This is a genomic window from Rhodococcus sp. NPDC003322 (assembly GCF_053589555.1).
The window spans coordinates 621,917-634,406 of sequence record NZ_JBSFSC010000002.1 but is presented as its reverse complement, the minus strand read 5'-3'; the positions used below and the strand labels follow the sequence as shown (position 1 = coordinate 634,406).

Annotated in this window: 11 protein-coding genes; 5 read left to right on the top strand and 6 right to left on the bottom strand. The window is 62.3% G+C overall.

Translation table 11 applies throughout. The features are described from left to right. Nucleotides 1-39: 39 nt before the first annotated feature. The 3 genes from nthB (at nt 40) to ACWDUM_RS09285 (ending at nt 3,168) form a co-directional block, all read left to right on the top strand. On the top strand, nt 40-693 hold the full coding sequence (gene nthB / locus ACWDUM_RS09295; RefSeq protein WP_450133750.1) for a nitrile hydratase subunit beta: 654 nt from the start codon (nt 40-42) through the stop codon (nt 691-693). A 102-nt stretch (nt 694-795) separates the two neighbouring features. Beyond that, a complete protein-coding gene (locus ACWDUM_RS09290) occupies nt 796-2,052 on the top strand; it encodes a GTP-binding protein (RefSeq protein ID WP_450133749.1) in 1,257 nt (418 codons plus the stop codon). Between the two features lie 246 nt (nt 2,053-2,298). Next, nucleotides 2,299-3,168, top strand: coding sequence for an alpha/beta fold hydrolase (locus tag ACWDUM_RS09285; RefSeq protein ID WP_450133748.1), 870 nt, complete (start codon nt 2,299-2,301; stop codon nt 3,166-3,168). A gap of 704 nt (nt 3,169-3,872) precedes the next feature. On the opposite strand, the gene ACWDUM_RS09280 is transcribed toward ACWDUM_RS09285, so the two are convergent. From ACWDUM_RS09280 to ACWDUM_RS09270, 3 genes are all read right to left on the bottom strand, one after another. Beyond that, the gene (locus ACWDUM_RS09280; RefSeq protein ID WP_450133747.1) at nt 3,873-4,700 is read right to left on the bottom strand and encodes a LuxR C-terminal-related transcriptional regulator; all 828 of its coding nucleotides are present in this window, start codon (nt 4,698-4,700) and stop codon (nt 3,873-3,875) included. A gap of 203 nt (nt 4,701-4,903) precedes the next feature. Next, entirely contained in the window at nt 4,904-5,665 is a 762-nt protein-coding gene (locus tag ACWDUM_RS09275) for an alpha/beta fold hydrolase (RefSeq protein WP_450133746.1), read from the bottom strand. Further along, the gene (locus ACWDUM_RS09270; protein ID WP_450133745.1) at nt 5,634-6,290 is read right to left on the bottom strand and encodes a TetR/AcrR family transcriptional regulator C-terminal domain-containing protein; all 657 of its coding nucleotides are present in this window, start codon (nt 6,288-6,290) and stop codon (nt 5,634-5,636) included. Before ACWDUM_RS09270 ends, ACWDUM_RS09275 begins: the two co-directional genes overlap by 32 nt. A 217-nt stretch (nt 6,291-6,507) precedes the next feature. Here ACWDUM_RS09270 and ACWDUM_RS09265 point away from each other — a divergent pair, with 217 nt between their 5' ends. Then, the gene (locus ACWDUM_RS09265) at nt 6,508-7,659 is read left to right on the top strand and encodes an FAD-dependent oxidoreductase (protein WP_450133744.1); all 1,152 of its coding nucleotides are present in this window, start codon (nt 6,508-6,510) and stop codon (nt 7,657-7,659) included. A gap of 74 nt (nt 7,660-7,733) precedes the next feature. After that, entirely contained in the window at nt 7,734-8,249 is a 516-nt protein-coding gene (locus ACWDUM_RS09260; protein WP_450133743.1) for a hypothetical protein, read from the top strand. Nucleotides 8,250-8,342: 93 nt separating this feature from the next. Here the strand turns inward: ACWDUM_RS09260 and ACWDUM_RS09255 are convergent, their stop codons facing one another. The 3 genes from ACWDUM_RS09255 to ACWDUM_RS09245 form a co-directional block, all read right to left on the bottom strand. Next, nucleotides 8,343-8,630, bottom strand: coding sequence for a hypothetical protein (locus tag ACWDUM_RS09255; protein ID WP_450133742.1), 288 nt, complete (start codon nt 8,628-8,630; stop codon nt 8,343-8,345). Between the two features lie 120 nt (nt 8,631-8,750). Then, nucleotides 8,751-11,153 (bottom strand): tyrosine-type recombinase/integrase, encoded by a 2,403-nt coding sequence (locus ACWDUM_RS09250; RefSeq protein WP_450133741.1) that lies wholly within the window; start codon nt 11,151-11,153, stop codon nt 8,751-8,753. After that, nucleotides 11,150-12,421 carry a tyrosine-type recombinase/integrase gene (locus ACWDUM_RS09245; RefSeq protein WP_450133740.1) on the bottom strand — a complete coding sequence of 424 codons (1,272 nt, stop codon included), beginning with the start codon at nt 12,419-12,421 and terminating at the stop codon, nt 11,150-11,152. Before ACWDUM_RS09245 ends, ACWDUM_RS09250 begins: the two co-directional genes overlap by 4 nt. Between the last annotated feature and the right edge of the window lie 69 nt (nt 12,422-12,490).

Below are 12,490 nucleotides of genomic sequence, written 5' to 3'. Positions count from 1 at the left end.
ATACCCAGGCAACATAATTCTGAATCTAAGGACCAGAAAATGGATGGAGTTCACGACCTCGGAGGCAAGCAGGGCTTCGGTGAGGTCAACCACAAGATCAATGAGTATGAGGGCGGGAAGACGTACTCGAACCCGTTTCATCACGATTGGGAGCATCTGCCCTACAGCGTGATGTTTGCCGCCGTTGCTGAAATGGGCGCATTCAGTGTCGACGAGGTACGCCACGTCGTCGAGCGCATCGCCCCGGTGCATTACCTCGCGACCCCGTACTACGAACGCTATGTCATCGGTGTCGCCACGCTCTTGGTTGAAAAGGGCTTCCTGACTCACGCGGAACTCGAAGCACTGGCAGGCGGACCGTTCCCGCTGGCGTTGCCGCTCACCTCTCCCGGGCGCCCGGCCCGTACCGACAGGCAGGAGTTCAGCGTCGGCGACAAGGTTCGTGTGCGTGACGAGTTCTTCGCCGGCCACATTCGGATGCCGGCCTACTGTCGCGGCCGAACCGGCGTGGTTCGCCACCGCACCGCGGATGCGTGGCCGTTCCCGGACTCGATCGGTCACGGACGCACCGACGGAGGTGCCGAACCGACGTACAACGTCGAGTTCACCGGTAAGGAACTCTTCGGCGAAGACACGGACGCGGCAAGCATCATGGTCGACCTGTTCGAGGGGTACCTGGAGCCCGCCTCCTGAAACCGCCCACCAGAGATCGGTGGCGAGTACCGCCGCGCACTGCGTACCCGCCACCGATCTCCAACCATGCACTTCCACAGACCCGCTAGGGATACACCCAAAATGGCTGACAGCAGGCTCCCCGTCACAGTGCTTTCCGGCTTCCTCGGGGCAGGCAAGACCACTCTCCTCAACCAAATCCTTCGCAACCGTGAAGGGCGCCGTGTCGCGGTCATCGTCAATGACATGAGCGAGATCAACGTTGACAGCGCTGAAGTCGAGCGTGAGATCTCGCTGAACCGCTCGCAGGAAAAGTTGGTCGAGATGACCAACGGCTGCATCTGCTGCACGCTGCGCGAGGATCTTCTCGCCGAGATCAGCAGACTGGCCATGGATGGGCGATTTGACTACCTGCTGGTCGAATCTTCCGGCATCTCCGAGCCCCTCCCGGTGGCCGAGACCTTCACGTTCATCGACACCGACGGCCAGGCATTGGCGGATCGCGCGCGACTCGACACCATGGTCACCGTCGTCGACGGGTACAGCTTCCTGCACGACTACCGAACGGGTGGTGCAGTCGACGCCGAGGCACCCGACGACCAGCGCGACATCTCCGACCTGTTGGTCGACCAGATCGAGTTTGCCGATGTCATCCTGGTCAGCAAGACAGATCTCATCTCCAGCGGCCAACTCATAGAGCTCGAAGCCGTACTCCGGACTCTCAACCCGATCGCCCGTATCCTCCCGATGTCACACGGTGATATTCCGCTCGACGCGATCCTGAACACCGGGCTGTTCACACTGGAGAAGGCCGCTCAGGCACCGGGATGGTTGCAGGAACTGCGCGGCGCACACCTGCCTGAAACCGAGGAGTACGGAATCGGTTCGACCGTCTACCGCGAGCGCGCGCCATTCCATCCGCAGCGACTTCACGATCTCCTTACCGCCCCATGGACCAACGGGAATCTGCTGCGCGCCAAGGGGTACTTCTGGAATGCCGCTCGCTACACCGAGATCGGCAGCATTTCTCAGGCCGGCCACATCATCCGACACGGGTATGTGGGCCGCTGGTGGAAGTTTCTTCCAGATAGCTATTGGCCCGAAGACGACTACCGCCGCAACGGTATTCGTGAAAAATGGGAAGAAACTGTGGGTGACTGTCGCCAGGAACTTGTCTTCATCGGTCAGGGAATCGATTCCGACATGCTTCGGGAGGATCTCGATGCATGCCTGCTGACCACCGAGGAAATCGAAGCAGGACCTGACGTCTGGACCCGATGGCCGGATCCCCTCGGTGCTGGATACGCAGACTCTGTCGCCAGTCCCACCGCCCAAACCCACCTGTCGAATCCCCTCCTCGCAAACCCAGTGGCCAGGTGACGCGCAAGTACTTGATGCAAAGCCACCTCGGTACAGTCGGGCGGGGGTCGACTGACAGTAGCTACGCCGCCTGCACGAGTCGCCATCCAAAGAACATCTCGCTGGAATCAGCTATGGACCAGCAGATTTGATCTGTCCTCGCACCATCTCAAGTCACGAGGCCTGGGCGGAGCAAACGCTCGTGTCCATCGAGGACGCGGAACCCTCAGAGCTGACAACCGCTTGCTCAAGCGTAGGAAAGAGTAGATGAACGCTTCTATTGCCCATGCCACCCATCGCTACCTGGACGTAGACGGAGTCCGGGTCTTCTACCGTGAGTCGGTTCCCAACCGGGCCGATGCGCCTGTGTTGCTTCTGCTCCATGGCTTTCCATCTGGGTCGCACCAGTTCCGCCGTCTCATCGATGTCCTGGGCTCACAGTATCGGCTCATCGCACCGGACTATCCTGGCTTTGGCCATACCCATGCGCCGAATGGCTTCGTCTATTCGTTCGACAGGCTCGCCGATACGGTCGAAGGGCTTATTCAGCAGTTGGGCATTGACCGTTTCGCGATGTATGTCTTCGACTTCGGCGCACCTGTCGGCTTTCGTCTTGCCGAGCGCCATCCTGAGTGGATCTCCGGTCTGATCGTGCAGAACGGCAACGCGTACGAAGATGGGCTTCCTGACGAAACCCGGGAGCTTCTCACATTGACTTCGGAATCCCCTGGGGCCGAGGACATCCTCAGTGGTCTATTCACTGTCGCTGGCACCCGCACCCAGTACCTGGCTGGTGTGAAGGACCCTGACACCATCGCACCCGACGGCTGGACGCTCGACCAGCACTTTCTGGATCTTCCGGGTCGCAAGGATGCCCAAATGGCGCTTTTCTTCGACTACCACACCAACTTGGAGCGTTACAGCTGCTGGCAGGCATGGTTGCGCAGTTCCAATCCACCCACCCTCATCACGTGGGGCCGTAACGACCCCTACTTCTCCGAGCCCGGCGCTCGGGCCTACTTGCGCGACGTACCAGAGGCGGAACTCCACCTGCTCGATACGGGTCACTTTGCGCTGGAGACTCATTTGCCGCAGGTCGCGTCGACCATCGCCGGCTTCCTGGACCGCATCTGGTAGCAGACGACCACTCTCGTCTCTCGACCTGGATCTCGGATCCGTCCGCTAGGAAGTCCATAGGGTGCACTTGCCGTATATGCGCGGTCCAGCCCTAGATGTGATGCCCAGGGAGGTTGTTCCGTCCCTCGCGGCGAGTCGACCTGACAGGTGAAGGCCTCCGGTTGTGGAGTGGAGCTGTCCAGGAACCGCTTCACAACCAGGAGGCCTTCGTGTCTCACGCTGACGCGGGCGCTGACAAGTCGATCGGGATGGACATTGACTGAGAGTGGGGCGCTCGGATGAAGCAACGCCGCGCCCATCACAAGGCCGATCACGCCGGCGAGCACGCGAAGCCACGTGGGCACGGGCATCGACATGATGACAATCGCCACGAAAAGCAATTGTGATCGTGAACCACGAAACAAGCGATACAGCAGTACCCACTCGTGTCATTCCGGTATCGGCAAGGACCGTTCGAGTATGTGCTGCACGCCTGCGCCAAATTGCACGCTCACGAACAGCAGAGCGCCCAGGCCAAACAACGTGACGGCAGCCTGTGTACCACCTTCGTCTCTGGGGGATGAACTGGATTCCTGAGACGTGGAACGAGGCTCGATTGTCCTCGTGCACATTGTGGTCGTTGGTTGTCATCGTTCTCCTCATCAATCCAACGTCCCTGCGAGGACTTGTAAGTAGATGGGGCCCTTATCCTGCGATATGGAGATTCAAGGCAGAAGCATGAGCTTCCGCGCGGCAATTACTGCCTCGTAGCGTGATCTGGAATCGAGCTTGCTCATGGCACTTCGCAGATAGCTCTTCACTGTCTCGGTGCTCAGGGACAGTCGACGGGCTGTTTCCTTGTTGGTGCAACCACGTGCGACATGTGCCAGCACGTCGATCTCGCGGGGACTCAAGTGCACTTCAGAGCCCCCTACTTTCCGGTCCTGTCGAAGAGAGGCGAGATGTTCAGAGAGTCGGTGCAGATGTGATCGAACAGTCGGATCAGCAACCAGATGAGCAAGTGATCGAAGTTCGGCATGGATGTCACGGAGTTGCTCGACCGTTGCGTTGACCGGTTCCGAGGGTTCGAGTGTCCTGAGCATTCTGAGCCGTCGATCGACCTCGTCGCGGATCGCGATCTCTGTACCGATCCGCCGGGCTGCTCCGAGAGCGCCCCTTGTAATGAGGTCGTCGAACTTGATGTTCTCGCGGCTTGCGACGTAGAGGACGGCTCGGGTCTTTGCTTGGACCACGACCGGTACAGCAAGGATGGCGCGCAGACCCTCGGCTACGACTGGACGGTCGTAATGGTGGGTGATTCTGGTCGAGCGACTGTAGTCGCTGACCGCTGCCGGCATCCGACTTGCTACTACCCGCCCACCGAGGCCTGTGCCAGGTGGGACCTTCAATTCCCGCAGCAGATGAGTTCGGGTTCCGATGAACTCGCTCAACTGCAGGACATCGTCGTGAACCTCACCAGCAAAAGTGACCGCGCCATTCGCAGCGAGAGTGCGGAGTTCCTTGCCGAGCGCATCACGGTCTCGAGGCCGCATAAGGGTGGGTTCATTTACCGGACTACGGCTCGGGTCAGTGGATGCGCGGTGCAACGTCGAAGGATGACCACGGAGGACAGGCCGCAGCGATCATGCTCAGGATGGCAATGGTGGGGCCGCCGAGGCACCCTCCAAAGAGGATCGCGGCGAGCCACACGGCCCCGCTGAGTCCGGAGGTGAGCAGAACAGACGCGCCAGCGGTGTCACCGTTCGAGGAAGGTGAGGATGTGAGGGAGGGTTCGCTCGGGATGGTCAAAGGCGGGCACATGACCACCCTCCGGGATAACGGTGAGGGTGGCGCCTGGGATCAGTTCAGCGAACTGGCTCCCCGCGCGCGGGGAGATGATCTGGTCGTCCGCACCCCAGATCACCAGCGTGTCCGCGGTGATGCGCGGCAGGCGTGCGGGCAGGGCGGGGTCGGTTAGCCCGTATGCGGTGAGCAGATCAACCATGGTGCTCATCCGTTCCGCCCACTCGGAGCCCGGGGGGAAATCGGGAAAGGTCGGCGCGTGATCGGGCAGGCCGCTGGCATCCATGAGAACTAGATGCGAGATGCGGTGTCCGCGGTCGCGCAGAGCGATCTCCGCCGCCAACCATCCGCCCATGGAGCTTCCCACCACCCGAAGATCGTGCAGATCGAGGTCGTCAATGAGGTCGAGGTACATTTCCGCGAGACGGCTCACTCCGACAAACCAGTCGGGGCGGGATGTCCCCGCCCAGCCCGGATGGGTGGGCTGCAGCACCCGGTAGCTGTCTTTGAAGGCGTCCCGGATGGTCTGGACGCTCTCCGGGCCCCCGCCTCCGTGCAGCAGCAAGATCGGTGCCCCAGAGCCGTCCTCGTCAAGCTCAAAGCTCACGTCCGGGTACGGGTGGAAGGTTGTCTTCAAAGTGTGCTCCATCGGTTGAACGGTGATCAAAGCGAGAAGGTCGACGTCAGCGATCGTCGACGGCGAGAATGCCGTCAAGTAGGACGTCGACGATCCATCTATTGCGCTCGGATGGCTCGTCGCGGAAAAAAACATCCACCCCGACGCGGACCAGGTTTGGGTGGCGGGACGGGTCGGCGGCGGTGAGAGTCGCCTTCAGATCGTCCAGATTCTGACCCGAGTCCTGCGCCCTCCCACCACGTTCTGCCGCCAATGCGGTGGCATGCTGCAAAAGCAGATCGACCGACCGGGCCGCGACCTCGTCCTCGACGCCAGCGGCATGCAGCAACTGCATCAGCAGCTCCACCAGGTCAAGGTAGTGCGGCCCGTCAGGCCAGACCAGCATTGCCGACTTTGCGAGCTCGGGAAACTGAGTGAGCAAGGATGCATACTCGCCCAGGAGTCGATGTATGCGCTCTCGCCATGACTCTGGAGGCTCCCAGGAAACATCCAGATCGGCCAGGACCTCATCGAGTAGAAGAGCGTTGAGCTCAGTGATGTTTCGGATGTAGACGTACAGCGACGCCGGGCCCGTATCCAGCCGCTGAGCCAGCAGACGCAATGTGAGCTTCGGGCCCTCGGAGTCTCGGACGATATCCATCGCCGCATGGACGATGCCCTCCCGTGTGAGCGCCGGTTTGGCCGGCCGCTCACGCCGACCCACCACACTTCGACCCCTCTGCGCGCTTCTGCGAGGGGGTGTCACGGGCAAAGAATCGCCGTCAGGGGTCGGGGAGGAGATATCGGATGCCACGAGCATCACAGTATCACGAACTTGATCGTAACGAACATGTTCGTTACGGTTGAGCTAGTGGACGCCCGAGGAGGAATTCAGGTCAGATACGGCCGGGGTTCGTAGGGCACTGTGGACGGGAGGCGTTATGGCTGAGCATTACCCCATCGTCATCATCGGCGGCGGACTAGGGGGTCTGGTCGCCGCTCGTGTTCTCCACATCAACGGAACGGATGTGCCCCTGTTCGACCTCGAGACCGACCGCTACGCTCGCACCCAGGGCGGGATGCTGGACATCCACGACCACAACGGTCAGCTCGCCATCCGCGCCGCCAACCTGTGGGATCAGTTCACTCCACTGGTGAACATCGGAGGAGACGCTACCCGCGTCTCCGATCATCACGGAACGGTGCTGCACGACGACGCCGGCGACGGGGAAGACACCACCCGACCCGAGATCGACCGCGGCCAGCTTCGCGACATGCTCATCGACTCCCTACCGCCCGACGCGATTCGGTGGGGCCACAAGCTCACCAGCATCTACCGCGTCGGAGACCGCTGGAACCTGCAATTTGACGGCGGTCGTACCGTGACGGCGGATCTGGTCATCGGCGCCGACGGCGCCTGGTCCAAAACCCGCCCGCTGCTGACCGACGCCACCCCGGAATACTCCGGAGTCTCCTTCATCGAAGCCGACCTCTGGGACGCCGACGCCACCCACCCCGCGGAGGCGGCCGCGGTGGGTGATGGGATGCTGTTCGCCCTGCGGGGAAGTGCGGGGTTCCTCGCACACAAGGAGACCGACGGCAGCCTGCACGTCTACCTCGGGTTCCGAAACGCAGACTGGATCGACGAACTCGACGTCACCGACACCGCCGCAGCGAAAGATGTGGTCCTGTCCCACCTCGAGGACTGGGACGATGCCCTGCGGGGTCTGATCGCCCACGCCGACACCCCGCTCATTCCGCGGCGCATCAACGTCCTCCCCGTAGGACTGCGCTGGGACCGTGTACCCGGGGTCACCCTGCTCGGCGACGCCGCCCACGTGATGAGCCCATTCGCAGGAGAAGGCGCCAACCTCGCCATGTACGACGGAGCCCAGCTCGCGCAGGCCCTGCTTCGTCACCCCGAGGACACCGAACATGCCCTCCTCGAATACGAGTCGGACATGTTCACCCGCGCCGCCGAAGCCACCTCACAGTCCGCGCAGGGGCTGGACGTCATCTTCGCCGAGGACTCCCCGCAGAGCCTGATCGCGATGTTCTCGCAGATGGGCCCCGACAGCGAGCACACCGACTGACGCCGCCCCCCAGCCTTAGTCAGTCCCCAAGTGAAATGGGCTCCTTCTTCTTCCCCGCCACGACTCCTCCTGGAATGGAACCAGCCCAGAGCTCCAGTAGCAGCGCGGACGTCTTCGTATCCGGTGCGGTCATCGCCGCGGTCTTGGGTGCGGTTATCAACATTGCTCTGGCCGTGTACAAGGACAGAGCGGAAAAGCGAGCGCGTTTGCGCGAGACGTTCGCCGGAGCATGCGAGGCCGCGATGCAGTACAAGGAGTTCCCGTATGCCATCCGCCGGCGTCGTGCCGACGAACCAGCGGCGGAACGAGTGCGGCTGTCGGAGGAGATGCGTGCCGTGCAGGCCAAGCTGTCGTACTACGAAGTCTGGACCGAAGGGGAATCCGAGAAGGTCGGCGTGGCGTACAAAGACCTCGTCAAGAACCTACGGGGTTTGGCGGGAAGCAACGAAGCGTGGAAAGCAGATCCGATCCGAGACGACGCCGACATGAACACTTCCTCGAGTGTCATCGATCTATCTGCTCTCAAGCCGTATGAGCAGGCATACGTGGAGGCGGTGCGCACTCACTTCAAGCCATTCTCCCTTCGTTGATCGGTGGTTTCGCTATGGCGACGTAAAGGAGTCCTGTTGGGACACCCTATGCAGAGGGATCCTCGTCCATCCGTCTTGTGAGACGGCAGGAGGTCATTGGCGTGACTCGGTTCTGCGGCGTGGAACGAGTTGCGCAGCAGCAGCAATTGCGGCTGCGCCGGTTCCCAGTGCGATGAGGGTGGCGGTGGGTGGGATGAGGTCGAATGTCGGTGGCGCGTTGTAGACCCCTGGCCAGGTGAGATCGAGCGAGGAGGGAGGCGGTGTGTCCGCGTCGACGGCGGCAGCCTCGACGACAGGCGGTGAGGTGGTCATCAAATGTGCTGATACGAATCCGGTGAGTGCGCCGGCCGCCGCGAGGGTGATCCAGGCGGCGGCAGTCACGACACGATGGGAGAGCGGCCGTGGGACTTGTCCTTCATGGCGGTGACGCTATCGCGGGCACCAACTTGGGTTGGGCCAACTCAGACGTGTACGTGTGCCCACGTTGCTCGCCGGGTTTGGTCAGCTCCTCCCTGTCCCAGTCGGAATACCCAGCGGCACAGGCCCTATCAATTTTCGCTCGGCCGAACGGTCGAGCGCTGCGAGTTTGCGGACTGCTGCGTCCCTGCTGGTTTCGAGTCCTTGGATCTCACCGAGCCAGCCGTTTGTTCGTGCTTCGTCGATGCGTTCGCGGAGGTTGGCGATGATGGCGATAAGTCGCGGGCGGGCTTGTGGGTCAACACGAAGCATCGGGCAGCGGATGCAGGCGTGCTCGTGATTACAGGGCGATCCGTAGGGGCGCCCGCAAGTGCCGAGTTCGAGTTTCCGGGCGGCGAAGTGTTGCTCGAACTCTGTCCACTCTGTAGCGGTGGGCTCGCGGTACTCGGCGGCTGGGCGCAGTTCGCGTCGCCGATCGAGGAATCGACGGTAGGACCGGATCAGATCGTCCTGGAACACCGCCAGATAGGACTGGGTTGTGGTGATGCTGGCATGGCCGAGGATCCGGGCGGCCAGATGGACCGGCAGCCCACCCGTCACGGCTTCGGTGGCGAACATGCGCCGGAAGTCGTGCGCGGTCATCCGTAGTGGCCCTCCGTCGACGCCGCGGATATCAGCGTGCTCGAGCGCCGATTGCAGCAGCCGATTGACACTCGCCTGGCTGATCACCGTACGGCGGTGGTTCCTCCTCCGCTGGAACAGAAACGGCAGGTCCGCGCTCTCCTCAAGTTCGTATCTGTCGATGCGGGAGATCAGGGCGATTGAGCCGTCGTTGTCGTCGCGCAGGCGAGAGATGACGGTAGCGAGGACACTAGCGAGCTCGGGACTGACCAGCAGGATTCGTTCCTCGTTGCTCTTCGATGGCACCACTTGCAGCAACGGAAGGTGCTCACCGGTGTCCGGGAGTCGGTAGGAGGTCAGCGCCAGCTGCGTGATCTCGACGAGTTCTTCGACCCTGACTCCGGTGTGGCGCAGGGTCTCGACGATCGCCCACGACCAGAATGCCTCGTCCTCGAGGTAGGTGAGGTCGAACATGCGCCCGTCCGACAGGTCCTCGAGAACCACGACGGGATGACGACTGCGACGCAACCCACGAGGTTCGCCCCTAGGTCGGTTGGGTCCACATCGACGGTACTGCCTATCCCGAAACTTGAACACGGCGTTGACCTCGGTGCGCAGGGCGGCCGACAGCAGTTCTGCGAATAGTGTTCGGCGATCGTCTACCGCGTCGGCGAGCTCGATCAGCCGAGGTAGTCGTTCGCGCACCCGCTGATGCATGCGAGCGGTCACCCGCTGCTTGTTCTTGGTGTATCCGTCGGTCTCTGCGCGGCTGACCGGGCAAGGCACAGCCCACTGCGCCCAGGAGGGATCCTGCAGTGCCCATTGGCTGATGTCGAGATAGAACGCACGGATCGGAACGAAGATGCCGAGCTGGTCCAGTCGAGGCCGGGTTGTTCCATCGGACCGGACGACAGTCTGGACGCGCTCCTTCCATGCGCTTGCCTGCTGAGCCGATAGGGCGAGGGTGTCGATGCCGGGGTTGTGAGTTTCGATGTCCACCCAGAACTTCGACAGAGTCCGACCAAGGTTGTCGAAGGACGCGTAGTCGAGTTGAGGACGGCGCTCCGACAGGTAGCGAATGATGACGTCGCGAATCGGGCGACAGGCGATGGGATAGCGGTCGACGATCTCGGCTGCGGTGCGCTGGCCCTTCATGCGTGCGATCGTCAGGGGGACGTCCGGGATCTGTGCGATGCCTCGCACCAGGTCCCAGGCCACGTGGACACCTGACGGCGGTTTGTTCTCGACTCGACTCCGGTAGGAGTCGTAGAAGTTGAAGAAGTCCTGCGGCTCCAGTTGGTCGAGGTCACGGCCACTGCTGAGCACGATTGCCGACAGGACGGCCGTAGCGATGCTGCGCTGGTACCGGGATACCTCCATCGCGGCGGCGTTGTCGACCGCCGCTGCGAAGAGTTCCGGGCAATGGGCGATACGGGCGCGGCGGTACAGATCCTTGGGGTTGTACGTGCGGAGGAACCAGTGGCTGGGAAGCACGATCCGCGACAGCACGAGGGCGGCTACCCCAGACTGCACCAGGATGCGCTGATAGGCCGGGGCACGCCGAGGCGTGCCGGCGTCGACGTGCTCGAACCAGGCGATGTTGTCGTCGCAGCCGGCCTCGGTCCAGCGCTCCTGCCATCCGTTCCCGCGGTGACCGGCAAGCCACCCCAGAATTGCTTGCGCTCCGATCAGCGCCTGTTTGTGCTGTGTGTCGTTCCGGTCCGGCCAATCGGCGACCGACGTGAGGATGTCGAGCACTTCGGCGATCGACGCGTCGTCGTGCGGCCCCCTGTGCAAGGCGATCTCGTCACGCGGGCCCTCGGAGGCATCTTGGACTGTCCGCCACACGTCGGTCTCCGTGCTCATCGAACCTCCCTTCCGAAGAGGATCTTCAAGTCCTCGGCGGCATAACCACTCTCAGCTACAGAAGGTGTGGCTTCCTGATCTCGACGATGGGTGAGATGGTGCAGCACGCGTCGAGCGACGGCGACCTCGTCCTCGTACAAGTAGGTTTGGGCGGTCGTCTCGAGGTTCCGGTGGCCGAGGATTGTCTGAACGTCGCGCAAGGTCAGGCTGGGATCACGGGACATCCGCAGGGCCGCGGTATGGCGGAGGTCGTGCATGGACCAGTTCGTGTGCAGCCGAGTGTTGATCCGACGGAACACGGCGCGTAGTGCCTCGTAGTTCAGTGGCTGGTGCGCGGGCCCGGATCCGTTGTCTCGTCGCCGCAGCGTCACCCAGATCGCCGCGGTTGGTTGCGGTTCGTTGAGGTACAGGCGAAGCCAAACCAGGGATTCCGAACTGGTCGGCAGCCACTGCTCGGCTCGGCTTCCCTTCCGAACCACGCGAACGAGTTGATCGCCCCAGTTGATGTCGGGCTGTCTGAGACCGAGGAGTTCCGATGCCCGGGCCCCGGTTGAGACGGCCATCGAGAGAAGAGCGCGGTCGCGGTGCGATCCCAATGCTGCGAACACGTCGTTCCACTGCTCGTCGGACAGGCTCCGAGGATGTTTGCGCGCAACTTTCGGGTTGTAGCGCAGGGGATCACCGACAAATCTGGTCAGCGGATCGTGGTGTGTGTTGCGGCGGCCGGTCACCGGTTGGAAGGGGTTGATCAGCGGTCCCTCACCGCGATCGATCCAGTACTCGTAGAAGCTACGGATGACCGCATTTCCATGCCGCACCGTTGCAGGTGTGTAGGAGTCGTCGAGATAGGGCTTGCGGGTGATCGGATTGACCGTTCCCGCGGTTGCCGAAGACATCGTCCTGGGATGGCGTCGAGGCTTTGTCGCGCGATTGAGCAGTAGCACGAAATCACGGGCGTCGTCGGGGGTTACTCGATCCCATGGACGATTCAGGACCACCAGCCACCGCCACCACCGAAGGAGAGCAAACGCGTAGCTGCGGACACTCAGTGGACGGTTTCGGACGACGAAGTCTGAGAGAAATTGTTGGACCGGGAGTACCGGTTCTCTCGCATCGTCCACAACCAGCCACGGAACTGGCCCTTTCGCTGGTTCGACCCGGCCCCACCGGGGCAGCCCCGTGTCCGAGCCGCCGTTGAACTGCGTCACTTCGACCCCTTCCTCGCATATCCAGTTGAAGTCAGGTGTGTCTACCGCCGTGGTTGTCACGCACGGGCGATACTCTGCGGCGTGTCCTCCCGTAGTCCGGTCAACAGGCTTGTGTCGTCACCTCGTGTT